Source organism: Nonomuraea sp. NPDC050202 (genome assembly GCF_040656115.1).
Classification (GTDB): domain Bacteria; phylum Actinomycetota; class Actinomycetes; order Streptosporangiales; family Streptosporangiaceae; genus Nonomuraea.
In genome coordinates this window covers 73,743-100,350 of the sequence record NZ_JBFALF010000026.1, presented here as the reverse complement: position 1 = coordinate 100,350, position 26,608 = coordinate 73,743, and the positions used below count along the sequence as shown (strand labels likewise).

The 26,608-nt window shown below is 69.9% G+C and carries 21 protein-coding genes; 11 read left to right on the top strand and 10 right to left on the bottom strand.

The annotated features are described in order from the left end of the window. Positions 1 to 16: 16 nt before the first annotated feature. The 4 genes from AB0I79_RS44660 to AB0I79_RS44645 are packed head-to-tail and all read right to left on the bottom strand — an operon-like array spanning position 17 to position 4,769. Positions 17 to 1,645: a phospho-sugar mutase gene (locus tag AB0I79_RS44660; protein ID WP_357886731.1), complete on the bottom strand. Its 1,629-nt coding sequence runs from the start codon at positions 1,643 to 1,645 to the stop codon at positions 17 to 19. Beyond that, the gene (locus tag AB0I79_RS44655; RefSeq protein ID WP_357886728.1) at positions 1,642 to 2,457 is read right to left on the bottom strand and encodes a purine-nucleoside phosphorylase; all 816 of its coding nucleotides are present in this window, start codon (positions 2,455 to 2,457) and stop codon (positions 1,642 to 1,644) included. The genes AB0I79_RS44660 and AB0I79_RS44655 overlap by 4 nt, the downstream gene beginning before the upstream one ends. A 3-nt stretch (positions 2,458 to 2,460) precedes the next feature. After that, positions 2,461 to 3,777, bottom strand: a complete 1,317-nt coding sequence (locus AB0I79_RS44650; RefSeq protein WP_357886725.1) for a M20/M25/M40 family metallo-hydrolase — start codon at positions 3,775 to 3,777, stop codon at positions 2,461 to 2,463. Continuing rightward, positions 3,774 to 4,769 (bottom strand): Lrp/AsnC family transcriptional regulator, encoded by a 996-nt coding sequence (locus AB0I79_RS44645; RefSeq protein WP_357886722.1) that lies wholly within the window; start codon positions 4,767 to 4,769, stop codon positions 3,774 to 3,776. The genes AB0I79_RS44650 and AB0I79_RS44645 overlap by 4 nt, the downstream gene beginning before the upstream one ends. A 95-nt stretch (positions 4,770 to 4,864) precedes the next feature. Here AB0I79_RS44645 and AB0I79_RS44640 point away from each other — a divergent pair, with 95 nt between their 5' ends. Continuing rightward, the gene (locus AB0I79_RS44640) at positions 4,865 to 6,169 is read left to right on the top strand and encodes an MFS transporter (protein ID WP_357886719.1); all 1,305 of its coding nucleotides are present in this window, start codon (positions 4,865 to 4,867) and stop codon (positions 6,167 to 6,169) included. Here the strand turns inward: AB0I79_RS44640 and AB0I79_RS44635 are convergent. Next, on the bottom strand, positions 6,166 to 6,618 hold the full coding sequence (locus AB0I79_RS44635; protein ID WP_357886716.1) for a gamma-glutamylcyclotransferase: 453 nt from the start codon (positions 6,616 to 6,618) through the stop codon (positions 6,166 to 6,168). The genes AB0I79_RS44640 and AB0I79_RS44635 overlap by 4 nt on opposite strands. A gap of 72 nt (positions 6,619 to 6,690) precedes the next feature. On the opposite strand from AB0I79_RS44635, the gene AB0I79_RS44630 reads away from it, so the two are divergent. Further along, complete coding sequence (locus AB0I79_RS44630; RefSeq protein ID WP_357886713.1) at positions 6,691 to 8,079, top strand: NAD(P)H-quinone dehydrogenase; 1,389 nt, start codon at positions 6,691 to 6,693, stop codon at positions 8,077 to 8,079. Between the two features lie 25 nt (positions 8,080 to 8,104). Here the strand turns inward: AB0I79_RS44630 and AB0I79_RS44625 are convergent, their stop codons facing one another. After that, on the bottom strand, positions 8,105 to 8,704 hold the full coding sequence (locus AB0I79_RS44625) for a TIGR03086 family metal-binding protein (protein WP_357886710.1): 600 nt from the start codon (positions 8,702 to 8,704) through the stop codon (positions 8,105 to 8,107). Positions 8,705 to 8,837: 133 nt separating this feature from the next. On the opposite strand from AB0I79_RS44625, the gene AB0I79_RS44620 reads away from it, so the two are divergent. The 8 genes from AB0I79_RS44620 to AB0I79_RS44585 all read left to right on the top strand — a co-directional run bounded on the left by AB0I79_RS44620 (position 8,838) and on the right by AB0I79_RS44585 (position 21,408). Then, positions 8,838 to 11,123 carry a TIM-barrel domain-containing protein gene (locus AB0I79_RS44620; protein WP_357886707.1) on the top strand — a complete coding sequence of 762 codons (2,286 nt, stop codon included), beginning with the start codon at positions 8,838 to 8,840 and terminating at the stop codon, positions 11,121 to 11,123. Positions 11,124 to 11,140: 17 nt separating this feature from the next. Further along, positions 11,141 to 12,448: an extracellular solute-binding protein gene (locus tag AB0I79_RS44615; protein WP_357886704.1), complete on the top strand. Its 1,308-nt coding sequence runs from the start codon at positions 11,141 to 11,143 to the stop codon at positions 12,446 to 12,448. Then, positions 12,449 to 13,321, top strand: a complete 873-nt coding sequence (locus tag AB0I79_RS44610) for a sugar ABC transporter permease (protein WP_357886701.1) — start codon at positions 12,449 to 12,451, stop codon at positions 13,319 to 13,321. Next, positions 13,318 to 14,139, top strand: coding sequence for a carbohydrate ABC transporter permease (locus AB0I79_RS44605; protein WP_357886698.1), 822 nt, complete (start codon positions 13,318 to 13,320; stop codon positions 14,137 to 14,139). The genes AB0I79_RS44610 and AB0I79_RS44605 overlap by 4 nt, the downstream gene beginning before the upstream one ends. A gap of 15 nt (positions 14,140 to 14,154) precedes the next feature. After that, positions 14,155 to 17,037, top strand: a complete 2,883-nt coding sequence (locus AB0I79_RS44600; protein ID WP_357886695.1) for a glycoside hydrolase family 3 C-terminal domain-containing protein — start codon at positions 14,155 to 14,157, stop codon at positions 17,035 to 17,037. Between the two features lie 49 nt (positions 17,038 to 17,086). Further along, positions 17,087 to 17,854: a hypothetical protein gene (locus AB0I79_RS44595; protein ID WP_357886692.1), complete on the top strand. Its 768-nt coding sequence runs from the start codon at positions 17,087 to 17,089 to the stop codon at positions 17,852 to 17,854. Positions 17,855 to 17,919: 65 nt separating this feature from the next. Continuing rightward, positions 17,920 to 18,441 carry a hypothetical protein gene (locus tag AB0I79_RS44590; protein ID WP_357886689.1) on the top strand — a complete coding sequence of 174 codons (522 nt, stop codon included), beginning with the start codon at positions 17,920 to 17,922 and terminating at the stop codon, positions 18,439 to 18,441. A gap of 294 nt (positions 18,442 to 18,735) precedes the next feature. Next, positions 18,736 to 21,408 (top strand): cellulose binding domain-containing protein, encoded by a 2,673-nt coding sequence (locus tag AB0I79_RS44585; RefSeq protein ID WP_357886686.1) that lies wholly within the window; start codon positions 18,736 to 18,738, stop codon positions 21,406 to 21,408. A gap of 191 nt (positions 21,409 to 21,599) precedes the next feature. On the opposite strand, the gene AB0I79_RS44580 is transcribed toward AB0I79_RS44585, so the two are convergent. Beyond that, a complete protein-coding gene (locus AB0I79_RS44580) occupies positions 21,600 to 22,010 on the bottom strand; it encodes a hypothetical protein (protein WP_357886683.1) in 411 nt (136 codons plus the stop codon). A 318-nt stretch (positions 22,011 to 22,328) separates the two neighbouring features. On the opposite strand from AB0I79_RS44580, the gene AB0I79_RS44575 reads away from it, so the two are divergent. Next, a complete protein-coding gene (locus tag AB0I79_RS44575; RefSeq protein ID WP_357886680.1) occupies positions 22,329 to 22,784 on the top strand; it encodes a hypothetical protein in 456 nt (151 codons plus the stop codon). Between the two features lie 122 nt (positions 22,785 to 22,906). Here AB0I79_RS44575 and AB0I79_RS44570 read toward each other — a convergent pair whose 3' ends face one another. The 3 genes from AB0I79_RS44570 to AB0I79_RS44560 form a co-directional block, all read right to left on the bottom strand. Further along, the gene (locus AB0I79_RS44570; protein WP_357886677.1) at positions 22,907 to 23,818 is read right to left on the bottom strand and encodes a carbohydrate ABC transporter permease; all 912 of its coding nucleotides are present in this window, start codon (positions 23,816 to 23,818) and stop codon (positions 22,907 to 22,909) included. After that, the gene (locus AB0I79_RS44565) at positions 23,815 to 24,801 is read right to left on the bottom strand and encodes an ABC transporter permease subunit (RefSeq protein ID WP_357886674.1); all 987 of its coding nucleotides are present in this window, start codon (positions 24,799 to 24,801) and stop codon (positions 23,815 to 23,817) included. Before AB0I79_RS44565 ends, AB0I79_RS44570 begins: the two co-directional genes overlap by 4 nt. An 81-nt stretch (positions 24,802 to 24,882) precedes the next feature. After that, complete coding sequence (locus AB0I79_RS44560; protein WP_357886671.1) at positions 24,883 to 26,517, bottom strand: extracellular solute-binding protein; 1,635 nt, start codon at positions 26,515 to 26,517, stop codon at positions 24,883 to 24,885. Positions 26,518 to 26,608 lie beyond the last annotated feature (91 nt).

The window sequence follows — 26,608 nt, the reverse complement described above, 5'->3', positions numbered from 1 at the left end:
CGGAAGGCGCCGGCGTTCACAGGCCCAGGCGCGCGGCGAGGTCCGACTTCAGGGCGCCGAGCCGCTGCCCAGCCGCCGCCCTGGCCGCCGCCGGGGTGCCCGTGACGGGGACGACGACCTCCAGGTAACACTTCAGCTTGGGCTCGGTCCCGGACGGGCGTACCACCACGCGGGCGCCGTCCGACAGGCGGTAACGCAGGCCGTCGGTGGGCGGCAGGCCGCCGTCGCCGCGCGCCAGGTCGTCCACCCGCTCCACCGCCAGGCCGCCCAGCGCCGGCGCGGGGTCGGCGCGCAGGCGGGTCATGGCGGCGGCGATCAGCGAGAGGTCGGCCACGCGGAACGAGAGCTGCGCCGTGGCGTGCAGGCCGTAGCGGCGGGCCTGGTCGTCGAGGAGGTCCAGCAGCGTGCGGCCGTCGCGCTTGGCCGCCGCCGCGATCGCCGCGACCGTCAGGGCCGCGCCGATGCCGTCCTTGTCCCTGACCGGCAGGCCCGCGTCGGAGCCGATGCTGTAGCCGAGGGCCTCCTCGTAGCCGAAGACCAGGCCGGGGCCCGCCTTGATGATCCACTTGAAGCCGGTGAGCGTCTCGCCGTACCGCACGCCGTGCTCGCGGGCGAGCTTGCCGAGCAGGGAGGAGGAGACGATGGTGGTGGCCACCATGCGGTCGCCGCTGGTGTGCGTGATCACGTGCTCGGCCAGCAGGCCGCCGACCTCGTCGCCGGTCAGCATCCGTACGCCGCCCCCGGGCAGCGGCACGCCCACCGCGCACCTGTCGGCGTCGGGGTCGTTGGCCAGCACCAGGTCGGCGTCCAGCTTGGCGGCCAGGGCGACGGCCAGGTCCATCGCGCCCGGCTCCTCCGGGTTGGGGAAGGCCACCGTGGGGAAGTCGGGGTCGGGGTTGCGCTGCTCCTCGACCGCCATCGGGCTCTCGAAGCCGGCGCGCAGGAAGGCGTCGGTGAGGGTGGCCGCGCCGACCCCGTGCAGCGGCGTGTACGCCACGCGCAGGTCGCGGGCGTCGCCGAGCGGCAGGGCGGTCACGGCGGAGAGGTAGTCGTCGACGATGCCCTCGCCCAGTTCGGTCAGCGTGCCGGGGCCGTGCAGCGGCAGCTCGTCCACGCGGCCCACGGCGTCGATGGCGGCCGAGATCTCGGCGTCGATCGGCGGCGTGATCTGCGAGCCGTCACCCCAGTAGACCTTGTAGCCGTTGTCGCGCGGCGGGTTGTGGCTGGCGGTGACCGTCACGCCGGCGTCGGCGCCGAGGTGGCGCACGGCGAAGGCCAGCACGGGCGTGGGCAGCGGGCACGGCAGGAGCGAGGCGTGCAGGCCGGCGCCCGTCAGCACGGCCGCCGTGTCGCGGGCGAACACGTCGGACTTGTGCCGGGCGTCGTAGCCGATGACCACGTGCTTGCCCGGCCCGAGCACCGCGGCCAGGCCGGCGGCGGCGCGCATGACGGTGACGCGGTTCATCCGGTTGGGGCCCGCGCCCAGCTCGCCGCGCAGGCCCGCGGTGCCGAACTCCAGCTTGGCCCCGAAGCGCTCCTCCAGGGCCGGCAGGTCCTCGGCGTCGATCAGGGCGGAGAGCTCGGCCCGGGTGTCGGGGTCGGGGTCCTGCGCCAGCCAGGCGCGGGCCGTTTCCACGAGAGTCACAGCCGGTCCACCACCTTGGCCAGCAGCACGCCCATGCGCGCGGCCGTGGCGCGGCCCACCTCCAGGACCTCCTCGTGGTCGAGCGGCTCGCCGGACAGGCCCGCGCCGGGGTTGGTGACCAGCGAGATGCCGAGCACCTCCAGGTTCGCCTCGCGGCCGGCGATGGCCTCCAGGACGGTGGACATGCCGACCATGTCGCCGCCCAGCGTGCGCAGCATGCGGATCTCGGCGGGCGTCTCGTACGTGGGGCCGCGGAAGGCCACGTAGACGCCCTCGGCCAGGGTCGGGTCGACCTCGCGGACCAGCGCGCGCAGGCGGCGCGAGTAGACCTCGGTGAGGTCGATGAACGTGGTGCCGGTGATCGGGTTGGCCCCGGTCAGGTTGATGTGGTCGCTGATCAGGACGGGGTCGCCGACGTTCTGCGTCTCGGGCCGCAGGCCGCCGGCGGCGTTGGTGAGCACGAGCGTGCGTACGCCGGCCGCCGCCGCCGTGCGTACGCCGTGCACCACCGCGTCCACGCCGAGCCCCTCGTACAGGTGGGTGCGACCGAGGAAGATCAGCGCGTGCCGCCCTGACGGGGTGCGGACGACGCGGATCTTCCCGCCGTGGCCCGCGACGGCGGGTGCCCGGAAGCCGGGCAGGTCCGTGAACGGGATCTCGCGCACCGTCTCACCGATCGCGTCGGCGGCGGGCACCCACCCCGACCCCATGACGAGGGCAGTGTCAAAGCCGGCGTCGGAGGTGTCGAGGCCGGCGGCGCTCCGCAGCGCCGTCGCGGCCTCGCTGGCCAGGGTGTATGCGTCTTTGGTCACACCTCAGTAGTTTAGGAGCAGCCTGTCCAGAACCCGCACCCCGAACTGCAGCGCGTCCACCGGCACCCGCTCGTCCACGCCGTGGAACATCGCCGCGAAGTCCATGTCGGCCGGCAGCCGCAGCGGCACGAACCCGAACCCGCGCACCCCCAGGTCCGCGAAGAACGTCTTGTTGTCGGTGCCGCCCGACATGCAGTACGGGATCGCCCGCGCGGCCGGGTCCTCCTCCTTCAGCGCCGCGATCATCGACTCCACCAGCGCCCCGTCGAACGAGGTCTCCAGCGCGATGTCGTGGTGGATGAACTCGCGCCGCACCTTCGGCCCGAGCAGCCCGTCCACGGTCTTGAAGAACTCCTCCTCGAACCCCGGCAGGAACCGCCCGTCCACCACGGCCGTGGCCTGGCCGGGGATGACGTTCGACTTGTAGCCGGCGCCGAGCTGGGTGGGGTTGGTGGTGTGGCGCAGCGTCGCGCCCACGAAGCGCACCAGCGGCCCGATCCTGTCCAGGATCGGCTGCGGGTTCTCCTCGTCGAACGGGAGCCCGAACGCGTCCGCGACCTCGGTGAGGAAGCGGCGGACCGTCGGCGTGTAGGTGAGCGGCCAGTCGTGCTCGCCGATCCTGGCGACGGCCTTGGCGACCTCGGTGACGGCGTTGTCGCCGTTCAGCATCGAGCCGTGGCCCGCCGTGCCGTCGGCGATCAGCTTCATCCAGGCCAGCCCCTTCTGGGCCGTCTCGATCAGGTAGAGCCGCAGCGACGGGTCCACCTCCAGCGAGTAGCCGCCGACCTCGCTGATCGCCTCGGTCACGCCCTCGAACAGCTCGGGGTGGTGGGCCGTGAGGTACTTGGCGCCGTACACGCCGCCGGCCTCCTCGTCGGCCACCCAGGCGAAGACGAGGTCACGGCGCGGCCTGCGGCCCTCGCGCTTGATCTGGCGCAGCACGGCCAGCATCATCGCGTCCATGTCCTTCATGTCCACGGCGCCGCGGCCCCAGATGTAGCCGTCGCGCACCTCGCCCGCGAACGGGTCGACCGACCAGTCGGCGGCGTTGGCCGGCACGACGTCCAGGTGGCCGTGGACGAGCAGGGCGGGCAGCGACGGGTTGGTGCCCTCGATCCGGGTGATCACGTTGCCGCGGCCCGGCGCGCTCTCGACGTACGTGGCCTCGATCCCGACCTCGGCCAGCCTGGACATGACGACCTCGGCCGCGGCCCGCTCGCCGGGGCCGCTGCCGTCGCCGTAGTTGCTGCTGTCGACGCGGATCAGCTCCACGCACAGGTCGGCGACTTCCTTCTCAGCAGGGGACTCAGCAGGGGTCATGGTGTTCTCTCCAGTGTGAGCAGTCCGGACTTGTGGAGGTGGCCGCGCTTGTAGGCGCGGGTGATGAGCGTGAGGTCGACGTCGGTGATCTCGTCGTACCGGCCGACGACGCCGGTCATGAAACGGTAGAGCGCCGCCTCGTGCGCCGCCACGACCTGCACGATGAGGGAATGCGTGCCCGTCGTGGCGGCGCAGTAACGGACGCTGGGGTGCGCGGCCAGTTCCTGGCCGACCAGGTCGAGCCCGTGGGGGCGGACCTTCAGCCAGAGCATGGCCTCCACCTCCAGGCCGAGCAGCGCCGGCTCCACCTCGGCCCTGGGCAGCAGCAGCCGCCGCTCGATCAGCGAGGTGACCCGCCTGCGCGCGGTCGGCACGGAGATGTCGAGCCGCTCGGCGACGGCGGTGAACGCGATGCGGCCGTCGGCGGCGAGCAGCTCGGCGATCTCCTGCTCCAGGGGTGACAGCCCCTCCTCGTCGGGCAGGCACTCGGCCGGCGGGCCCGGCCGCAGCTCGGCCACCTCCCGCTCGGTCAGGTACGGGGCGTGCCACTCGGCGACGGTCCTGAACGTGTGCAGCACGACCTGGGTCTGCGTCTGCAGCACGCCGTCGATGTCGGAGATCTGCGAGGACAGGATGCGGTGCAGGTCCTCCCTGGACGGCGAGACCAGCTCGCAGCCGATGTCGGCGGCCCCGGTCAGCGAGTAGACCGAGCGGGTGTCGGGGCGGTCGGCCAGCGCCTTGGCGACCTGCGCCGCCGTCCCGGGCCGCACCTGGACGTGCAGGTGCACCGGCCGCCCGTGCCCGGTGCGCAGGTCGTCGTAGATGGCGGTGACCTGCACGACGCCCTCGGCGATCAGCCGCTGCAGCCGGCGGGCGACCGTGCGCTCGTGCTCGCCCACGGCGCGCCCGATCTCACCCCAGGAGGCCCGGGGGCTGACTTGCAGCGCGGCCACGAGCCGCCGGTCGAGAACGTCCACCTGCACCCGTTTCATTGTCGGGAAGTTAAATATTTCGAGGAATATTTGACTGTTTCGGTCGCCCGAATGCACAGTAGGCCATCACCGCACTTGTCAGCAAAGGAGCCCACGTGGCGACCTCCCCCCTCGCGCCATCACCACTCGGCATCCCCAAGAGCCGTGTCCGCCAGCTCATGGCGGCCAGCATCGGCAACGTCGTCGAGTGGTACGACTGGTACGCCTACACCTTCCTCGCTGTCTACTTCTCCGAACAGGTCTTCCCCAAGGGCTCGGCCAACAGCCTGGTGCCGCTGCTGAGCTCGTTCGCCGTCTTCGCCGTGGGCTTCTTCATGCGCCCCCTCGGCGGCCTGCTCGTCGGCGCCTTCGCCGACAGGTACGGCCGCAAGAACGCCATGACGTTCACCATCGTGCTGATGGGCGCCGGCTCGCTGCTCGTGGGCCTGACCCCGACGTACGCGGCCGTCGGGCTGCTCGCGCCGATCATCCTCACCCTGGCCAGGCTCATCCAGGGCCTGTCGGTGGGCGGCGAGTTCGCCGCCGCCACCACGTTCCTCGTGGAGTCGGCCCCGCACGGCCGCCGCGGCCTGTTCTCCAGCTTCCAGTACGTCAGCACCACCATCGGCCAGCTCATCGCCTCGGGCCTGGCGGCGCTGCTGGCCACCAGCCTCATCGAGGCCGACATGAACTCCTGGGGCTGGCGCATCCCCTTCTTCGTGGGCGCCGTGCTGAGCCTCGTCGGCCTGTGGATCCGCAAGGGCGCCGACGAGACCTCGGCCGTGGCGGAGGAGATCCGGCGGGGCGAGGCCGAGCGGCCCAAGCTGTTCGACTTCCTCAAGCACTACCCGAGGTCGGCGGCCACGATCGTGGGCATCACGATCGCCGGCACCGTCGCGTACTACACGTGGACCAGCTTCCTGCCCACGTACGCGCAGATCACCGTGGGCTTCGACAAGGCGGACTCGCTGCAGATCGGCACGATCTCGCTGGTCTTCTTCATGATCCTGCAGCCGCTGCTCGGCATGCTGTCGGACCGGGTGGGGCGCAAGCCGATGCTGATCACGTTCGGCCTCGGGTTCCTCATCCTGCCCGTGCCGCTGCTCGGCCTGCTCACCGACTCCTACGCCAGCCTGCTGATCGTGCAGCTCGTCGGCATGGTCTTCCTCGGCTGCTTCACCTCGATCTCGGCCGCGGTGAACTCCGAGCTGTTCCCGACCCGGGTGCGGGCGGCGGGGGCCGGGTTCCCGTACTCGCTGACCGTGGCCCTCTTCGGCGGCACCGCGCCGCTGATCGGCACGGCGCTGCAGGAGGCCGAGAACCCGGGGCTCTTCCCGTGGTACATGTCGGCGCTGGCGCTGGTCTCGACGCTGGTCTACCTCTTCGTCCTGAAGGAGACCAAGGACCAGCCGCTGCGCTAACCCCCGAACGAGGTGCAGGGGCGCTCCCGCAACTCCTTGACGTACTCGTCGGGGGCGCCCGCCCGCTCGGCCGCCTCGGCCAGGCTGCCCAGGTAGCGGGCCGACGGCAGGCCGCCCTCGTAGCCGTCGAGCACGTAGAACCAGGCCACGACCTCGCCCTCCAGCGTCTGCACCCGCAGCCGCACCTTGTGGTAGGCGCCGCGCACGGCGCCCTCCCACTGGTCGAGCGAGGTCTCCTCCCACTCGGGCACGTCGTAGAGCACCACGAACACGTGCTCGTCAGGGTCTTCGACGATCGTGGCGATCGCGCCCTCCCAGGCGAGATCCATGCCGCCGAACGTCAGGCGCCAGCCCGGCAGCCATCCCACACCCCGGATCGGGGAGTGCGGGGCACGCATGGCCATCTGCTCAGGGTCCATGTTGCTGCCGTAGGCGGCGTATACAGGCACAGCAGACAAGACTAGCGCCTGAGGCCCTGCCCCGTTCGTCGGCAGCTCGGAGCATGCGGGAGAATAGGACACGTGACGAGGATCGTGATCATCGGTGGCGGACCAGGCGGCTACGAGGCGGCGCTGGTGGCCGCTCAGCTAGGCGCGCAAGTCACGATGGTCGAGCAGGACGGCCCGGGTGGCGCGTGCGTGCTGACCGACTGCGTGCCGTCCAAGACGCTGATCGCGACCTCCGTGCGCAAGCAGGCGCTGCTCGACGCGGCGTCCCTGGGCGTGTCGTTCTCCGGCGGGTCCGACGGCGACGCCGGAGTGGTCGGGGTCGATCTGCCGCTGGTCAACAAGCGGGTCAAGGAGCTGGCGCAGGCGCAGTCGGCCGACATCGCGACGCGGGTCGAGGCCGAGGGCGTGGAGATCATCAAGGCGCGCGGGCGCCTGGTCGACCCGCAGGTGGTCAAGGCCGGCGACCGGACGATCAGGGCCGACGTGGTGCTGGTGGCGACCGGGGCGACGCCGCGGGTGCTGCCGGGGGCCGAGCCCGACGGGGAGCGCATCCTCACCTGGCGGCAGCTCTACGACCTGGAAGAGCTGCCCGAGCACCTGATCGTGGTCGGGTCGGGGGTGACCGGGGCCGAGTTCGCGGGCGCCTACCGGTCGCTCGGGGCCGAGGTGACGCTGGTGTCCAGCCGGGACCGGATGATGCCCAACGAGGACGCCGACGGCGCCGAGGTGCTGGAGGAGGTCTACCGGCGGCGCGGGATGAACGTCATGGGCCGCTCGCGGGCCGCGTCCGTCAAGCGCACGCCCGACGGGGTGGTCGTGACGCTGGAGGACGGGCGTACGGCCGAGGGCTCGCACGCGCTGATGACGGTCGGCATGATCCCCAACACCTCCGGCATCGGGCTGGAGGAGGCCGGGGTGCAGCTCGACCGGGGCGGGTTCGTCAAGGTCGACAAGGTCTCGCGCACGTCGGCGCCCGGCGTGTACGCGGCAGGCGACTGCACGGGCGTGCTGATGCTGGCCTCCGTCGCGGCCATGCAGGGCCGGATCGCGGTGTGGCACGCCCTGGGCGAGGCCGTGCAGCCGCTGCGGCTGGCCACGGTGGCCTCCAACATCTTCACCGACCCCGAGATCGCGGCCGTCGGCGTCGCCCAGCGGGCCATCGAGGCCGGCGAGATCGAGGCGAACGTGGTCAAGCTGCCGCTGGCCACCAACGCGCGGGCCAAGATGCAGGGGTTCAACGACGGGTTCGTGAAGCTGTTCTGCCGCCCGCACACCGGGATCGTGCTGGGCGGCGTGGTGGTGGCGCCGCGGGCCTCCGAGCTCATCCTGGCCGTGTCGGTGGCGGTGCAGCAGCGGCTGACCGTCGATCAGCTCGCGCACACGTTCGCGGTGTACCCGTCGTTGTCGGGCTCGATCACGGAGGCGGCGCGACGGCTCATGCAGCCCGGGGTGTCGATCTAGCCGCCATCGCGGCCCGGAGGCCGAGCTAGCCCTGGTGCCGCCATCGGGGGTCGCGCCCGATGAAGGCGAGCAGCCTGTCCTGGGGCGAGGCGTCCTCGCCGACCTCCACCTCGGGGCCGAAGACCTCCACGCCGGGCGCGAACGCGCCCGGGGTCCTGAACTTCTCCAGCAGATCGGGCGGCAGCGCGCCCATGGCCGCCCAGCCGCGCTCGACGTCCTCGGGGTCGATCGTGTCGTCCTGGGAGGTGGCGCGGGCCAGGTCCCAGCCGTGCAGCGGCAGGTCGTCGCTGACCACCTGGTCGATGTTCCGCTCCGCCGTCACGCGCCCCGCGGGGGTGTCGCACTCCTGCCCGGCGCGGGCGGGATCGTCGAGGATCGCCTGGACGTCCGCGCGGGCGGCGCGGAAGGCGGCGAGCGGGTCGTCGTCCACCGACGGCGCCGGGCCGAGCGCGAGGCCGAGCGGGCGCAGCATCACCTCATGCATGTCGACGATGTGCCTGACGACGTCGCGCGCGCTCCACTTCGCGCACGGCGACGGGTTCGACCACTGGTCCGGCCGCACGGCGGCGACCTTGTGCTCGAACGCGGCGGCCCGCCTGCGGTAGCGGTCGGCGATCTCGCTCATCGAAGGCGTCCTCCCAGCGTGGTGATCCCCGAGGTGAACAGTGTAGGCCCGCGGGCGGTTAACCCGTTGACGTTTGTTGGTATGGACAGCAAACTAACTCACGAGTTGGCGCAGCCGTTCCGAAGGAGCTTCCATGCCCTATCGCCCGCCGCTGGTCGCGCACGAGTACTTCGTCGCGGACCCGCCCGAGTTGCCGGTTCGTGAGCGGGGCGAGGGCGGCCTGTCCGCGCTCATCTCCGCCGAGCTGGTCGCGGCCGACGGCGCCGAGGTGATGCTGAAGGCGGTCACCTCGGCGGAGGAGACGCTGGTCGTGCAGGTGGGCGCCGCGGGCGAGGGCGTCATCAGGGTCCGGCTGTCGCAGGACGCGACCGCCAGGCCGCGCTCCGAGCAGGCCATCGGGCTGGTGTCGCCCGGCACGTACTCAGGGGCACGTGTCGAGGCGGCGCCCGGCGCGCCGATCGTGATCGACGCCGGCCCGCTGCGTGCCGAGATCAGCCTGCACCCCTGGCATCTGCGTTTCACCGACGCGGCGGGGGAGACGCTGGTCGAGCAGGATCGCGGCCACATCGACATCAGCGGACGCCTGCGTACGCTGCCGTTCGGGCGCTCCAACTCCGCCGGTACGCCCGTGGCCTATCACGAGAGCTTCGCCGCCGCCCCCGACGAGGCGTTCTCCGGGTTCGGCGAGTCGTTCACCCGGCTGGACAAGCGCGGCCAGCGCCCGGTCATGTGGAACTTCGACGCCTTCGGGGCCGAGTCGCAGCGGGCGTACAAGAACGTGCCGCTCTACCTGTCCAGCAGGGGCTACGGCGTGCTCGTGGACAGCGGCGCGCCCACGGAGTTCGACGTGTGCCAGTCCACGCACAGCGTGGTGCAGATCGTGGTGCCCGACGACGTGCTCGACTACTACGTGATCGCCGGGCCGACGCCGCCTGAGATCCTGGACCGTTACGACCTGCTGACCTGCCGGCCCTCGTTGCCGCCGAAGTGGGCGTTCGGGACGTGGATCTCCTCCGGGTTCTGCGTGGACAGCCAGGAGCGGGTGCTGGCCAGGGCGCGCACGATCAGGGAGCGCGGCATCCCGTGCGACGTGCTGCACCTGGACACCTACTGGCAGGCCGACGGGCACTGGTCGGAGCTGAAGTGGGACGCCGTGAACTTCCCCGACCCGGACGGCATGCTGGCCGAGCTGGACGGGATGGGGTTCAAGGTCTGCCTGTGGATGAACCCCTACATCTCGCACCTCAGCCCGACGTTCCGCGAGGCCGCCGAGGCCGGATATTTCCTGAAAAATCAGGCGGGGCAGGTGTACGTCGCCGACTGCTGGCACGGCTCGTTCCCCGCATGCGGGATCGTGGACTTCACCAACCCGGCCGCCGTCGAGTGGTTCCAGGGCCTGCTGCGCCCGCTGCTGCGCCAGGGCGTGGCCGCCTTCAAGACCGACTTCGCCGAGGGCGTGCCGAGCGACGCCGTGGCCTGCAACGGGATGACCGGCGCCGACCTGCACAACGTCTACACGCTGCTGTTCAACGACGTGGTCGCCGGGGTCACCCGCGAGGTCAACGGGCACGACCTGGTCTGGGCGCGCTCGTCGTACCTGGGCGGCCAGCGCCACAGCGCCCAGTGGGGCGGCGACACCTACACCAGCTACGCCGCCATGGGCAGCACGATCAGGGGCGGGCTCGCGCACGGCCTGTCCGGCGTGCCGTTCTGGAGCCACGACGCCGGCGGCTTCACCGGGCGCCCCACCGACGACCTGTACGTGCGCTGGAGCCAGTTCGGCGCGCTGTCCCCGCTGCTGCGGCTGCACGGCACCACGACCCGGGAGCCGTGGGAGTTCCCGGAGGTCGAGGCCGAGGCCGTGCAGGCGCTCAAGCTGCGCTACCGGCTGATGCCCTACCTCTACTCGGCCGCCGTCGAGGCCGCCCGCACCGGCGCGCCGATGATGCGGGCGCTGTGCGTGGACCACCCGGACGACCCGGTGGCCTGGCAGGCCGACCTGCAGTACCTGCTCGGCCGCGACCTGCTCGTCGCGCCCATGACCGTGCCGGAGGGCACCCGCCGGGTGTACCTGCCGCGCGGCCTGTGGGTGGACTACTGGACGAACGAGGTGCTGGAGGGCGCCCGTTACGTCACGGTCAGCAAGCCGCTCGACCAGATCCCCCTCTTCGTCCGGCACGGCGCGCTCATCCCCGTCCAGGAGCAGCGGGACACGGTGGACGTGCCGGCCGAGATCGCCCTCGTCGCCTTCGGGGGCGGCGACGGGACAGCCGAAATCCACGACTCGGACGGCGTGACGGTCGCCGTCGCCACCAGGGACGGCGAGGAGCTGCGTGTCGCCGTCACCGGCCCGAAGCGCGTCACCGGGGTCGAGATCGCCCCGGTGGCCGGAGCTCCCGTCCGGGCCGTCATCTCGTAACACCCCCTGGAGGGATCATGGTCAGATTGAGAGGCGCCGCGGTGCTGGCCGCCGCCGCGCTCGCCCTGTCGGCCTGCGGCTCGGGAGGAGACTCGGGGACTCCCAGCCCAGCAGGCACCGAGCCGCGCGTGCTGAAACTGTGGCACTACGAGACCGCCGACAGCGCCATGGGCAAGGCGTGGGCCGAGGCGATCAAGAAGTTCGAGGCGTCGCACCCGAACGTGACCGTCAAGTTCGAGGAGAAGGGCTTCGAACAGATCCAGAAGACGGCCAGCATGGTGCTGAACTCCGACGAGGCGCCCGACATCATGGAGTACAACAAGGGCAACGCCACGGCCGGGCTGCTGTCCAAGCAGGGCCTGCTCACCGACCTGAGCGAGGAGGCCGCGAAGCGGGGCTGGGACAAGCTGCTGCCCGGCGGCCTGCAGACCACCGCCAAGTACGACGACCGCGGCGTGATGGGCTCCGGCAAGTGGTTCGGCGTGCCGAACTACGGCGAGTTCGTGATGGTCTACTACAACAAGGATCTCTTCGACAAGCACAAGGTCGCCGTGCCGGCCACGTTCGAGGAGTTCACCGCCGCGCTGGACACGTTCGTCAAGGCCGGTGTGACGCCCATCGCCAACGCCGGCGCCGAGTACCCGGCGCAGCAGATCTTCTACCAGCTCGCGCTGACCAAGGCGCAGAAGCCGTGGCTGGAGGCGTTCCAGTCCTACAAGGGCAAGGTCGACTTCCGCGGCCCCGAGTTCACCTACGGCGCCGACACGTTCGCCGACTGGGTGAAGAAGGGGTACATCGCCAAGAACTCGGCCGGGCTCAAGGCCGAGGACATGGGCGTGGCGTTCATGAACGGCAAGTTCCCCGTCGTGATCAGCGGAAGCTGGTGGTACGGCCGCTTCGCCTCCGAGATCAAGGACTTCGAGTGGGGCCACTTCCTGTTCCCCGGCGCCACGATGTCGCCCGGATCGAGCGGCAACCTCTGGGTGGTGCCCGAGAAGTCGGAGAACAAGGACCTGGCCTACGACTTCATCGACATCACGATGAGCAAGGAGATCCAGAACCTGCTCGGCAACTCCGGCGGCGTCCCCGTGGCCGCCGACCCGGCCGCGATCACCGACGCCAGGAGCAAGGAGCTGATCGAGACCTTCAACAAGCTGACCGCCGCCGACGGCCTGGCGTTCTACCCCGACTGGCCCGCGCCCGGCTACTACGACGTGCTCGTGGCGGGGGTCCAGGAGCTCATCAACGGCAGCAAGACCTCCGCCCAGGTGCTGGACGAGCTCGCCAAGCCGTACGAGGACAACCTCGCCGACCTTGGTAACTAGATGAGAGTTCGCACGAGCAGCAGACGGGGATACTGGCTCTACCTGATCCCCAGCCTGCTGCTGTTCCTCGCCGTCATCGTCGTGCCGTTCCTGATGAACGTGGGCGCCAGCTTCACCCGCTGGTCGGGGGTGGGCACGCCGAGGTGGATCGGGTTCGACAACTACACCAGGCTGCTGGCGGACGAGCGGTTCTGGGAGTCGTTCCAGCACAACGTGGGGCTGATCGTGGCCATGGCCGTCGTGCCGACCATGATCGGCCTCGTGCTGGCGGCCGCGCTGTTCGACTACATCGGCAAGCGCTTCGGCCCGCGCACGGCCTCGGCGCTGCGCGCGATGTACTACCTGCCGCAGGTGCTGCCGGTGGCGGTGGCCGGCGTGGTGTGGGGGTGGATGCTGCACCCGTCGTACGGGGCGGTCAACCAGATCTTCGGGCTGGACCTCGACTGGCTCGGCGACCCCGACCTGGCGCTGGCCACCGTCATGGGCGTCATGGTCTGGTTCCAGCTCGGCTACCCGGTCGTGATCTTCATGGCCGGGCTGCAGCGGGTGGACCCGTCCTACTACGAGGCCGCCGAGATCGACGGGGCCTCGTGGTGGCGCAAGTTCTGGCACATCACGATCCCGCAGATCCGGCCGGAGATCTTCGTGGTGCTGCTGACGTGCACGATCGCCGCGCTGAAGGTGTTCGGGCCGATCTTCGTGCTGACCCGCGGAGGGCCCGGGAACGCGACGATGGTGCCGTCGTACTTCTCGTACCTGAACTTCTTCCAGAAGAGCAACGTCGGGTACGGCTCCGCGATCGCCACGGTGCTGGCGCTGATCATCATCGTGGTGACGTTCCTGTTCCTGCGCGTCCAGGAGCGTGAGTCATGAGGGGCCCGGGACGCTGGGCGGTGCTGTTCGCACTGGTCGTGCTGGCCGTTGTGATGATCTTTCCGTTCCTGGTCGTGGCGATGAACGCGGTCAAGTCGCCGGCCGAGTACAGCTCGCAGGGGCCGCTGAGCCTGCCCGACGGGCTCTACCTGCAGGGGATCGTCGACTTCTGGAACCGGGTGGAGTTCGGCACGAAGCTCTGGAACAGCTTCGTCATCAGCGCGTCGGTGTCGGTGCTGGCGGTCGTGCTGTCGGTGCTCAACGCGTACGCGCTGGGCATCGGCAGGGTGAAGGGGCGGCTGTGGATCCTCGCGCTGTTCCTGGTGGCCAACACGCTGCCGCAGGAGGCCCTGGCCTATCCGCTGTACTACCTGGCCAAGGCCGTCGATCTGTACGACACCCAGCTCGCGGTGATCATCGTGATGACCGCGATCCAGGCGGCGTTCGGCACGTACCTGCTGAGCGCGGTGCTGGGCCAGTTCCCGAAGGAGATCCTGGAGGCGGCGGCGATCGACGGCGCGGGGCGGCTGCGCTCGCTCTGGCGGATCGTGGTGCCGATCAGCCGGCCCACGATCAACGTGCTGCTGATCTTCTTCTTCATCTGGACCTGGAACGAATTCTTCCTTCCGCTGATCTTCCTGATCTCGAACGACACGCAGACGGTGCCCGTCGCGCTCGGCGTGCTGCAGGGCGAGAAGTACATGGACGCCACCATGTCCAGCGCCTCGGCCCTGCTCGGCGTCGTGCCGGCGATCGCCTTCTTCCTGATCTTCCAGCGCACGCTGACCCGAGGTGTGACGGTCGGCGCCATCAAGTGATGGAGAACCCTTTCGATGCGAAAAATCCCCCTATTAGCGGCTTTAACCCTCACTGCCTCCCTGCTCGCCGCGCCCCCCGCGCACGCCGAGGCGTACCCGTTCCAGAACCCCGCCCTGCCGCTGGAGCAGCGGGTGAGCGACCTGCTCGGCCGGCTCACGCTGGACGAGAAGCTGAGCCTGCTGCACCAGTCGCAGCCCGCGATCCCGCGCCTGGGCATCGCCTACCACAAGAACGGCACCGAGGCGCTGCACGGCGTCGCCTGGTCCAACCACCTCAACGACAACTGGAACCAGAAGTTCGCCAGCGGCACCGTGTTCCCGCAGGCGGTCGGGCTGGCCAGCACCTGGGACCCGGAGCTGATCAAGAAGGTCGGCTCCGCCGTGGGTGACGAGACCCGCGGCTACAACGCCGCGGACCCCGTGCTGTGGGGCCTTCAGGTGTGGGCGCCCGTGGTGGACCTGCTGCGCGACCCGCGGGCGGGCCGCAACGAGGAGGGCTACTCCGAGGACCCGCTGCTGACCGGGGCCATCTCGACCGCGTACGGCAAGGGCCTGCAGGGTGACGACCCCTTCTACCTGAAGACCGCGCCCGTGCTGAAGCACTACCTGGCCTACAACAACGAGACCAACCGCAGCCTGACCTCCTCCAACCTGACGCCCAAGCTGAAGCACGAGTACTACGAGCCGGCGTTCAAGGCCGCGATCTCGGCCGACGCCGCGACCGGCGTGATGGCCTCGTACAACCTCGTCAACGGGCGGCCCAACCACGTCAACCCCGACCTGGACGACGTGGTGCGGTCGTGGACCGACAAGACGCTCTACAACCCCAGCGACGCCTGGGGGCCGCACGCGCTGACCGACCTGGAGAAGTACTACGACAACAAGCCCGAGGCGTTCGCCGCGGTGCTCAAGGCCGGGCTCGACAGCTTCACGATCGACAACAGCGACATCAGCGTGATGGTCACGAACCTCAAGGCCGCCCTCGACCAGGGCCGACTCACGGTGTCGGACGTGGACAAGTCGGTGCGCAGCGTGTTGTCGATCCGTACGCGGCTGGGGCACTTCGACCCGGACGGCGGGCCGTACAAGCGGATCACCGCCGATGTGATCAACAGCGCGGCGCACAAGCAGCTCAACCGCGAGACCGCCGGGAAGGCGGCGGTGCTGCTGAAGAACTCCGGCGTGCTGCCGCTGGCCCGGCCGAAGTCCGCGGCCGTGGTCGGCCCGCTGTCGGCCAAGCTCTACCGTGACTGGTACTCGGGGCAGCTCCCGTACCAGGTGACGCCGCTGGACGGGATCAAGGAGCGGGTCTCCGACGTCACCACCGGCGAGGGGCTGGAGCGCATCGCGCTCAAGCACCTCGACTCCGGCAAGTACGTCACTGCCACCGGCACAGGCCCGGACGACAACGCCGCGCTCACCGACACCGCGCCCACCGCGGCCTCGCAGTGGGACCTCACCGACTGGACCGGCGGCGTGTCCACGCTGCGCAACGCGGGCAACGGCAGGCTGCTCGGCGGCGACTGGCGCTCGCTCGACACCGACGACGCCGAGCCCGACGGCTGGTACGTCTCCCAGCAGTTCGCGCTGGAGAAGCAGCCTGACGGCAGCCACCTCATCCGCTACGCCGGGTTCGAGACCGTCGAGAGCTGGTTCGCCCTGCCCGACGCGTACGTCGGGATCACCGCCGAGGGCACGCTCGGCCTGGTGCCCAAGGCGCAGGCGGCGAAGTTCGCCAAGGAGGTCGTCTCCGACGGCGTCACCGCGGCAGCCGCGCAGGCCGCCGAGGCCGAGGTGGCGGTCGTGGTGGTGGGCAGCCACCCGTTCGTGGCCGGGCGCGAGTTCCACGACCGCGACAACCTGCAGCTCGGCGAGGGCCAGCGGCGGCTGATCGAGGCCGTGCGCAAGGCCAACCCGCGCACGGTCGTCGTGCTGGAGACCAGCTACCCCGTCATCGTGGACGCGCCGACGCTGCTGTGGACCACGCACGCGGGCGCGGAGACCGGGCACGCCATCGCCGACGTGCTCTTCGGCGACGTCAACCCGGCCGGCCGGCTCACCCAGACCTGGCCGGCGACCGACGAGCTGCCGAGCCTCCTGGACTACGACCTGACCAAGACCGGGATGACGTACCTGTACGGGAACGACAAGCCGCTCTACGCCTTCGGTCACGGCCTGAGCTACACCACCTTCGCCTACCAGGGCCTTCGCGTGCAGGGCGACCGCGTCAGCGTGAAGGTCACCAACACCGGCAAGGCGAGGGGCGACGAGGTCGTCCAGCTCTACACCCACCAGCGCGACTCCCGCTTCGAGCAGCCGGTCAAGCAGTTGCGCGGCTTCCAGCGGGTCTCGCTGAACCCGGGCCAGTCGCGTACCGTCACCTTCCCCCTGAAGAAGTCGGACCTGGCCGTCTGGGACCACACCAGGAACAAGTGGACCGTCGAGAACGCCACCCACGACATCCTCGTCGGCTCCGCCTCCGACCGGATCCGCCAGTCCACGACGCTGCGCGTGTCCGGCGAGACCGTCCCCGTGCGCGACCTGACCAGGGCGACCCGGGCGATGGACTTCGACGACTACTCGGGCGTCGCCTTCGCCGACGAGAGCAAGGTGAGCGGCGAGGTCGTCGAGGGCTCGGCGGGCGACTGGGTCTCCTTCACCGGCGCCACCTGGGGCTCGCGCCTCACGGCCGCGGTGGCTTCGGTGGGCGGTGGCTCGTTCGAGGTGCGGCGCGGCTCGCCGACCGGCCAGTTGCTCGCCACCGTGCAGGTGCCCGCCACCGGCGGGATCTACCAGTACGGGACGGTGAACGCTGCGGTGAAGGCGGGAACCGGGAGCGTGTACCTGGTGTTCAAGGGTGACCTGCGGATCAAGGACTTCGCGTTCACCAGGTCGTGATCAAGGGGCGGCAGAATCTGCGATCCACTCCGTTCGCGAAGGGGAAGCGATGAAGCGGATGATCGCAGGTGCCGCCGTGGCGGCCATGGCCGTGTTCATGGCCGCCACCCCCGCCCGGGCCGCCGCACCGGCGGACCCGGTCAGGGCGTTACAGGCCAAGCTGAAGGCGGGCAAGGGGGTGAAGTTCCGCGACGTCACGTCGTTGCTGCACAACAACGACAAGATCACGTTCCTGTGGCGCACCGGGAAGTGGCAGTTCGGCAAGAAGGGCGTCGTCGCGTCCGACATCACCGCCGAGTACAAGCAGTACGGCGGGGCCATGTTCGACTACATGCGGGGTCTCAAGGGCGGGCGCACGATCTGGGTCAACGGCAGAAGCTGGACCACGCACCCGGTCGGTGAGGTGCCCGAGGGCAAGAAGTACGAGGAGGACTTCCTGGGCATGACCGGCGGCCACGTCGGCACCTACTCCCAGCTCGTGAACCCGGCCGAGCCCGCCACGCTGAAGGTCCTGCTCAAGGGCGAGAAGCAGGGCCGCACGTATACGGGCAGGCTCACCTCCGCCGTGCTGGAGAAGGTGTCGCCGTGGTTCCGGGCGTCGTTCCCGTTCAACCGGGGCGACCGGACGGTGCTGCGGTACGAGCTCACGCTCGGGCCCGACAGCCTCCCTCGCAAGCTCGTCACCTCGCATCTCGCCGCCAGCCACGTGTCCGGCGGCATCGAGGTCGGGGACGGCCGGTTCCGCGTCGAGACCACCTACACGGCCTGGGGCTCGAAGGTGAGCATCTCGGCGCCGCCGAAGAGCGAGATCGCTTGACTTTGCTGGATAGCGGTGTTATCTAATACCTTGCTAGGTAGTGCTGCTATCCAATGGGGGTTCTCGTGACTGTGATCGTCCTGCTGGTCGCCACCGTGGCGTTCCGGCTGCTCGGGCTGGCCGGCGTGCGCCGCTTCGACACGTGGCGGGTGAGCGCGGCCCACGGGCTCGCGGTCATGCTCGTCATGACCGCGAGCGCCCACTTCGTCCCGGGCGACGTGACGTTCATGCCGAACTACGACGACATGGTGGCCATGGTGCCGTCCTTCGTGCCGTTCCCGGGCGTCATGGTGTACCTGAGCGGGGTGCTGGAGCTGGCCGGGGCCGTGGGGCTGGTGCTGGAGCGGACCCGCAAGGCCGCGGGGATCTGCCTGGCGCTGCTGTTCGTGGCGTTGCTGCCGGCGAACGTGAACGCGGCCCAGCTCGCACTGGAGGACGTCGGGTCGCCGCTGTGGCAGCGGATCCCCGAGCAGGTCCTCTACATCGGGATCGCGCTCTGGGGCGCGGGGCTGTTCACACGCTCGGCGAACCGTCCGGCCGCCGTCGATGACCAGCGTGTGGCCAGCGATCAGGGAAGCGGCCGGTGAGGCCAGGAAGGGCGCGGCGCCCGCGACGCCATCGGCTCGCCGATGCGGTGCGGCGCCGCGATCCTCTCGGCCTTCTCGTCCACCGGCACTCGGGAAAAGCCTGTCGGAGGAGCGCCTTAATTGGTTGTATGTCCAAACTATTGACCTGTGTTGTGCCCGTGTGTGAGCCTTCTGTGTGAAAGCTCATGCGCGAAGGCGCGGCGACGGTCAGGGTCGGTGCACTCTGCTCGTGCATGGCGGTCATCTGACGCCTTTGGGGCGCCTCTTGGCGTGCCTGGAAAGGAAGAGCCGCGCATGCGAAGAAGATTATTCGTCATGCTCACGACCGCCGCCGTCCTGCTCGTGGCGGCCGTGGTGCGGATGTCGCCGGTCTCGGCGGTCGCCTCGGATCCGTACGCGTACAAGAACGTGCGCATCGACGGCGGCGGCTTCGTGCCCGGGATCATCTTCAACCCGACCGAGCGCAACCTCATCTACGCCCGCACCGACATCGGCGGCGCGTACCGGTGGAACCAGTCCACCAGGTCCTGGACCCCGCTCCTCGACTGGGTCGGCTGGGACAAATGGGGCTACAACGGTGTGATCAGCATGGCCACCGACCCCGTCCAGACCAACCGCGTGTACGCCGCCGTCGGCATGTACACCAACTCCTGGGACCCGAACAACGGCGCCATCCTGCGCTCGACCGACAAGGGCGACACCTGGCAGGTCACGGCGCTGCCGTTCAAACTGGGCGGCAACATGCCGGGCCGCGGCATGGGCGAGGCCCTGTCGGTGGACCCGAACGACAACCGCGTCCTCTACTTCGGCGCGCCCAACGGCAACGGCCTGTGGCGCAGCACCGACTACGGCGCCACCTGGTCGAAGGTGACGAGCTTCCCCAACGCCGGAGACTACGCCCAGGACCCCAGCGACCCCAACGGCTACCTCAGCCACCGGCCCGGCGTGGTCTGGGTGACCTACGACAAGCGCTCGTCCACCGCCGGCAGCGCCACCAGGACCATCTACGTCGGCGTCGCCGACAAGGAGAACACCGTCTACCGGACCACCGACGGCGGCGCGACCTGGTCCCGGCTGGCCGGGCAGCCCACCGGCTACATCGCGCACAAGGGCGTGCTGGACACCGTCAACGGCTACCTCTACCTCGCCACCAGCGACACCGGCGGGCCGTACGACGGGGCCAAGGGCGACGTGTGGCGCTACGCCACCGCCACCGGCACCTGGACCCAGATCAGCCCCATCCCGTCCTCCAGCGCCGACGACTACTTCGGCTACAGCGGCCTGACCATCGACCGGCAGGACCCGGCCACGATCATGGTGGCCACGCAGATCTCCTGGTGGCCGGACGTCATCTTCTTCCGCTCCACCGACTCCGGCGCGACGTGGACCCGCGTGTGGGACTGGACCTCCTACCCCAACCGCTCGTTCCGCTACAAGATGGACGTCTCCGCGAACCCGTGGCTGACCTTCGGCACCAACCCGCAGCCGCCCGAGGTCACGCCCAAGCTCGGCTGGATGACCGAGTCGCTGGAGATCGACCCGTTCGACTCCGACCGGATGATGTACGGCACCGGCGCCACCATCTACGGCACCGAGGACCTGGGCCTGTGGGACTCCGGCGGCCAGTTCACCATCAAGCCCATGGCCAAGGGCCTGGAGGAGACGGCCGTGCTCGACCTGATCAGCCCGCCCAGCGGCGCGCCCCTGGTCAGCGGGCTCGGCGACATCGCCGGTTTCCGCCACACGAGCCTGGACGCCGTACCGTCCATGATGTTCACCCAGCCGAACTTCACCTCCACCACCAGCCTCGACTACGCCGAGAAGTCGCCCTCGATCATGGTCAGGGCCGGCAACTTCACCGACGCCGACCGGCCGAACGACAGCCACGTGGCCTTCTCCACCGACGGCGGCGCGAACTGGTTCCAGGGCACCGAGCCCGGCGGCGTCAACGAGGGCGGCACGGTCGCGGCGGCGGCCGACGGCTCCCGCTTCGTCTGGGCGCCCAAGGGCGTCACGCCCGTCTACTCCGTCGGGTACGGCAACTCCTGGCAGACCGCCTCCGGCCTGCCCACCGGCGCCACCGTGGAGTCGGACCGGGTCAACCCGATGAAGTTCTACGGCCTCAGCGGCGGCCGCCTCTACGTCAGCACCAACGGCGGCGCCACCTTCACCGCCACCGCCGCCACGGGCCTGCCCGCGACCGCCACCAAGTTCAAGGCCGTGCCCGGGATCGAGGGCGACCTGTGGCTGGCCGGCGAGGGCGGCCTGTGGCACTCGACGAACAGCGGCGCCTCGTTCACCAAGGTGTCCGGGGTGACGAACTCCGTGAACGTCGGCTTCGGCAAGGCGGCGCCCGGCGCGACGTACCTGGCGATCTACGCTGTCGCCACCGTGGACGGCACCACCGGCCTCTACCGCTCCGACGACGGCGGGTCCGGCTGGGTGCGCATCAACGACGACAAGCACCAGTGGGGGAACATGGGCGAGGCGCTGACGGGGGACCCACGGGTGTACGGCCGCGTCTACCTGGGCACGAACGGCCGCGGCATCATCTACGGCGACCGCACCGGCCCGCCCGTCACCGTCACCCCCACCGTGACCCCGACCGTCACGCCCACCGTCACCCCGACCGTCACGCCCACCGTGACCCCGACCACCGGGACCGGCTGCACGGCCACCTACAAGCCGGGCAACTCCTGGCCGGGCGGGTTCCAGGCCGAGGTCTCCGTCCAGAACACCGGCACGTCCGCCATCACCGGCTGGAAGGTGACCTGGACCTGGTCCGGTGACCAGAAGATCACCACGATCTGGAGCGCCACCCAGACGCAGTCGGGAGCGAACGTGACGGCCGCGAACGCCGGCTACAACGGCAACCTGGCGGCCGGCGCCACGACGTCGTTCGGCTTCAACGGCAGCTACACCGGCACCAACACCCCACCCGGCACCCTCACCTGCACCCCGGCTTGAGGGCTCGGCGCCGCTCGCAGCATCGGAAGCTGCGAGCGGCGCCTCGCCTCGCCCGCCTGATCGCTTCGGACGCCGTGGGCTGGACACCCCCCTTGCCCTCGCGCCGGCTGCCCGCCCCCGGGCCGCCAGATCGTCATGCGGCCCGGCGGGGACCTCCGTAACGATCCCCGGCTGCGCAGGCCGGCCTCCCATCAGGCGACATCGAGAGCCTCGGTGATCTTCCGGGCCATCTCGGCCATGGCAGGGCTGGGCTCACCCTTCTGCGACCGGGTGGCGGCTTCGACGGCGACGATGACGGTGCGGCGGAAGTTCTCCACCTCGGCCGGGTCCTGCTGCCTGAGCAGGTTCATGGACGCGGTCAGGGCGGGCAGCACCTGGTCGGCGAGCTCGGCCACGGTCCTGCCGTACCTCACGCCCTTCGGCGCCTTGGCGAGCACGTGCCCGACCAGGCCGGTCGCGGAGGTCAGGGCGATGGAGCCCTCGGTGCCGGCCTTGTGGGCCGAGCCGGCGGCGCCGGCGGCCGACATCAGGAAGACGGCGCCCCACGCGGCCATCCGCAGGGTGAGCTGGTCCTGGTCGGTGAGGGCGAGGGTGACGGACATGGTGGTGTGCTCCTTCGCGGCTGGTGATCGCTGAACCGTTCGGTTCATGGCGTTCACTCTCGCCGGCCGCTCTGATGCGGGACCGTCGCCGCCCTGACGCGGCCACTGACACGAGACCGCCTCCCCGGCGACGCCATCCGAGTCGTACCGGACATCGCGCGCCATGCGCGACCTCACCCGGACCACCGGCCTGGCCTGGAACGAGGTACACGACGGCACGTTGGGCACCTGGCGGTACCGCATCGTGTTCTCCCGCAGCGGCCGCAGTTCCTGCGGACCTGGGGGCCTGCGTAGCGGCCGCGCGGGTAGCAGCCCCACATGCACACAGTCGTCAAAAGCCTGATCGCGGGAGCGGCAGGCACCAGCGCGCTCAATATCGCCACTTATCTCGACATGGCGATCCGGGCCCGCGGCGCCAGCAGCACCCCGCAGCAGGCCGTGGAGAAGCTGACCGACCTGGCGGACGTCAGCCTCGGCGACGGCGAGCAGGCCGAGAACCGCAAGGAGGCCCTCGGCTCGCTCCTCGGCTACGCCACGGGCGCGGGCGCGGCCCTCTGCTACGGCCTGCTCGCGCCGCCGGGCCGGCGCCTGCCGTGGCCGGTGGGGGTGTCGGCGCTGACGGCTCTCGCCATGACCGGCTCGAACGCTCCGCTGACCGCACTCGGCACCACGAACCCGCGCGAGTGGCCGGCCTCGGCCTGGATCTCGGACGCCGTCCCGCATCTGGCATACGGGATCACCGCGTACGTGGCCTATGAGCTGCTGCGGTCATGACAGGGGTCTCGGGGCGCAGCCACGAGACCCGGACGAACACAGCCCGAGCCGAAGGCGAGGGCCGCCCGGGGCGGGCTCCAACGGGCAACCACCCCCACGGGCAACGGGTGGGAGCGTGAGGTTCAGCCCTTGATGGCGCCCACGATGACGCCCTTGGTGAAGTGGCGCTGGACCAGCGGGTACATGATGAGGGCGGGGATGACGGCGATCACCACGATGGCCATTTTGATCGCCAGGGTGGGCGGGGCGTCTCCCGTGACGCCGGCCGTGGCCGCCGGTAGCGGGTTGGAGTCCACGACGTACTGGCGGAGGATCAGCGCCAGGGGCCATTTCCGGGTGTCGTCCATGTAGAGCATCGCGTTGAACCAGGCGTTCCAGTACCCGACCGCGTAGAACATCGCCACCACGGCCGTGACCGCCTTCGACATGGGCAGCACGATGCGGAACAGGATGCGGAACTCGCCGGCCCCGTCGATCCGGGCGCTGTCCAGGATCTCCTGCGGGATGTTCATGAAGAACGAGCGCAGCACCACCACGTTGAACGCCGACACGGCCGTCGGCAGGATCAGCGACCAGTAGCTGTCCTTCAGCCCCAGCCCGCTCACCATCAGGTACACGGGGATGATCCCGGGGAAGAACACGAACATCAGCAACACGCTGAACAGCAGCGGCCGGTGCAGGAACGAGCCGGGCCGCGACAGCGAGTACGCCCCCAGGATGCTCACCCCTGCGCTGATCAGCGTGCCGACGACGGTGACGCCGGTGCTGACGAGCACGGCCCGGCTGACGACGGTGTCGGAGAAGATCTGCCGGTAGGCCTCGAACGTGATCCCGTCGGGCACCAGCACGAGCCCGCCCGCGCGGGTGACGGTGGCCGAGGAGCTGAGGCTGGTCAGCACGATCGTGTAGAGCGGTCCCAGCACGGCGACGAGGATCAGGGTGATCAGGGCGCCCTTGCCGAGCTGGCCGACCGGTGAAGGGCGTTCCTCCCACGGCGCCAGCCGGGAGGGCTTCCGCGATGTCAGCGTGGTCATGATCTCGAATACACCCCTCGTTCGCCGAACGCGTGCGCCACCCGGTTGGCCGCGATGATGAGCAGCAGCCCCACGACGCCCTTGAACAGCCCGGCCGCCGCCCCGTACCCGAGGTCCCCGGTGCGGATGCCCGACCAGTAGACGAACGTGTCGAAGACCTCGGACGCCTCGCTGCCGACGGCGCTGCGTTGCAGCATGAACTGTTCGAAGCCGACGTTCAGGGCGTCGCCCAGGCGCAGGATCAGCAGCAGGACGATCACCGGGCGCAGGCCGGGCAGCGTGATGTGCCACATGCGCCGCCACCTGCGGGCGCCGTCCACGGCGGCGGCCTCGTACAGGTTGGGGTCGATGGTGCTGAGGGCGGCCAGGAAGATGATGGCGCCCCAGCCGGCGTCCTTCCAGATGGTCTGGGAGGTGAGCAGCAGGATGAACGTGTCGGAGTTCGTCATCAGGTCGACGCCCTCGTAGCCGTTCTGCCGCAGGGTCTGCGCCAGCAGGCCCGCGCCGCCGAACATCTGCTGGAAGATGGCGATGACCAGCACCCAGGAGAAGAAGAACGGCATGTAGACCACGCCTTGCACGAACGCCCTCAGCCTGGCCGAGACGATGCTGTTCAGCAGCAGCGCCAGCATGATCGGCACGGGGAAGTAGAAGACGAGCTGGAAGGCGGTGATCGACAGGGTGTTGGTGATGGCGCGGATGAACTGCGGGTCCTGGAAGAGCAGCGCGAAGTTGGTGAAGCCGATGATCGGGCTGCCGAGGATGCCGTCGGTGTACGGGTTGTAGTCCTGGAAGGCGATCACGTTGCCGAGCGCCGGGACCCACCAGAAGGCCACGACGACCAGCAACATCGGCAGGTTCATCACCAGCAGCGGCCAGTCCCGGCGGAGCTTGGCCCGCCAGGTCAGGTCGTTGGGCTTGGTGCTGGTCGATGGGGGTGTGGTGCGTCCGGGGGAGTGCCGCCGGGTGGTCACGACGCCCACGGCATGCCCTTCTTCGCGCGGCGTCGCAAGCCCTGCGCCGTGGCCCATGACAGGCCCCTCATCGCGTTCATGAAGAGCTCCTCAAAGCCTGCCGTTCTCACGCGCGACCTTCATGTAGAACTCGCGCGCCTCGTTCCCGCCCTGCTCCTGCCACTCCTTGACGATCTTGGGCCACTCTGAGACGGGGCGCTTGCCGCGGAAGATCTCCTGCATCTTGTCCTCGATGGGGGTGGTCAGGCCGGCCATCTTGGACGGCGTCTCCACGCGGATGCCCACGAACGGGTCGTTCTCCAGGATCTTGGACGCCTTGGTCTGCCAGTCCCACATAGCCTGGACCAGGCCCTCGTACTGGCTCATCGAGTTGGCGTTGGGCCGGCCCGACAGGAACAGGTAGGTGGGCGCGACCTCCTTGCGGCCGAGCGCGGTCTGCTTGACCTTGCCGTCCTCGACCGTGTAGTGCTTGCCCTCGACGCCGTTGTTGCACAGCTCGTACTCCTGGGTGCCGAACGGCGCGGAGGCCCAGTTCGACAGCGCGAGCAGCTCGCGGGTGCGGGCGTCGCCGAGACCCTTCTTGATGAAGACGAACATGCTGGCGGGCTCGTTGCGCCACATGATGGGCGTGCCGCCGGCGTGCGCCGGGTACGGGTCGACGATCTTCATGTCGAACTTCGGGTTGTCGGCCTGGAAGCGGCCCAGCGCCTCGTGCCAGGCGCCGAGGCCGTCGCGGTAGACGACCATCTCGCCGCTGCCGAAGATGGCCTTGTTGTCGGCGTCCTTGTTGGCCACGATGTCCGGATGCACGTAGCCGGCCTCGAAGAGCTTGGTGAGAAACTCGATGTGGGCGGCCCACTCCTCGGTCTCGTACTTGTAGATGAGCGTGCCGTCGCTCTTCTTGCGCCACTCGCGCGGCGCGCCGAAGGCCCGCTGGAGCTCCTGCTCCAGGCCGCCGCCGAACGCCCAGCGCTTCTTCTTGGCGTCGGTGATCGCCTTGCCCAGCGCGACCAGGTCGTCGGCGCTCTTGGGATGCTCCAGGCCGAGCTCCTGCAGGATGTCCTGGCGGACGAAGGTGGCGAACGGGTACGGGTCGTTCTGCCAGGGGATGCCCTGCAGGATGCCGCCGAAGACGCCGTACTGCCAGGCGGCGGTGTCGTAGTTGGCCAGCAGCGGGAACTCCTTGGCCTTGTCCCCGGCCAGGTAGGGGGACAGGTCGGCGAAGAGCTTGTTGGCGGCCTCCGTGAAGTGGCCGATCTTGATCAGCTCCCACTGCGGCACCATCACCATCTCGGGCACGTCACCGCTGGCCAGGACGGTGCTGAGCTTCTGCCCGTAGGTGTTGCCGTCGGAGATGTTGAAGCGGACGACGCCACCGAGGCGCTTGTTGACCTCCTCGTAGTAGGAGTTGTCGCCGATGCCGGGCGGCACCGTGCCCCACAGCGGCGTCATCGCGGTCACCTCCTTGCCGCTGGTGAGCGGCGGGGTGGTGACGGCCTGCACCATCTGGGCGGGGCGGGTCAGGAAGCCGGGCTGGACGAACTCGCTGCCGGCCAGGTCGGGCTTGAGGCCGGGGATGTCGAACGGGATCCTGTTGGGGGCCAGGCTCTTGAGCTTGTCGGCCGCCACGGCCGTGCCCTTGGACACCTGTCTCTTCTCGGCGCAGCCCGCCACCAGAACGCTCGCGCCGACCAGGCCGAGGAACCCGCGGCGAGTCGTGGACATGGACATGGCTCGCTCCCTTCTCCGAGTGGGGATGGCCTACAGAAATTAGTTGGTATTCCGGCCAAACAAATTAGTAGACTGTGACCGCACC

Coding starts and splice junctions, on each gene's coding strand:
- AB0I79_RS44620 (WP_357886707.1), top strand. CDS start 8,838: ATGCCCTATCGCCCGCCGCTGGTCGCGCACGAGTACTTCGTCGCGGAC.
- AB0I79_RS44645 (WP_357886722.1), bottom strand. CDS start 4,769: ATGAAACGGGTGCAGGTGGACGTTCTCGACCGGCGGCTCGTGGCCGCG.
- AB0I79_RS44625 (WP_357886710.1), bottom strand. CDS start 8,704: ATGAGCGAGATCGCCGACCGCTACCGCAGGCGGGCCGCCGCGTTCGAG.
- AB0I79_RS44600 (WP_357886695.1), top strand. CDS start 14,155: ATGCGAAAAATCCCCCTATTAGCGGCTTTAACCCTCACTGCCTCCCTG.
- AB0I79_RS44650 (WP_357886725.1), bottom strand. CDS start 3,777: ATGACCCCTGCTGAGTCCCCTGCTGAGAAGGAAGTCGCCGACCTGTGC.
- AB0I79_RS44610 (WP_357886701.1), top strand. CDS start 12,449: ATGAGAGTTCGCACGAGCAGCAGACGGGGATACTGGCTCTACCTGATC.
- AB0I79_RS44595 (WP_357886692.1), top strand. CDS start 17,087: ATGAAGCGGATGATCGCAGGTGCCGCCGTGGCGGCCATGGCCGTGTTC.
- AB0I79_RS44575 (WP_357886680.1), top strand. CDS start 22,329: ATGCACACAGTCGTCAAAAGCCTGATCGCGGGAGCGGCAGGCACCAGC.
- AB0I79_RS44570 (WP_357886677.1), bottom strand. CDS start 23,818: ATGACCACGCTGACATCGCGGAAGCCCTCCCGGCTGGCGCCGTGGGAG.
- AB0I79_RS44615 (WP_357886704.1), top strand. CDS start 11,141: ATGGTCAGATTGAGAGGCGCCGCGGTGCTGGCCGCCGCCGCGCTCGCC.
- AB0I79_RS44580 (WP_357886683.1), bottom strand. CDS start 22,010: ATGTCCGTCACCCTCGCCCTCACCGACCAGGACCAGCTCACCCTGCGG.
- AB0I79_RS44585 (WP_357886686.1), top strand. CDS start 18,736: ATGCGAAGAAGATTATTCGTCATGCTCACGACCGCCGCCGTCCTGCTC.
- AB0I79_RS44605 (WP_357886698.1), top strand. CDS start 13,318: ATGAGGGGCCCGGGACGCTGGGCGGTGCTGTTCGCACTGGTCGTGCTG.
- AB0I79_RS44560 (WP_357886671.1), bottom strand. CDS start 26,517: ATGTCCACGACTCGCCGCGGGTTCCTCGGCCTGGTCGGCGCGAGCGTT.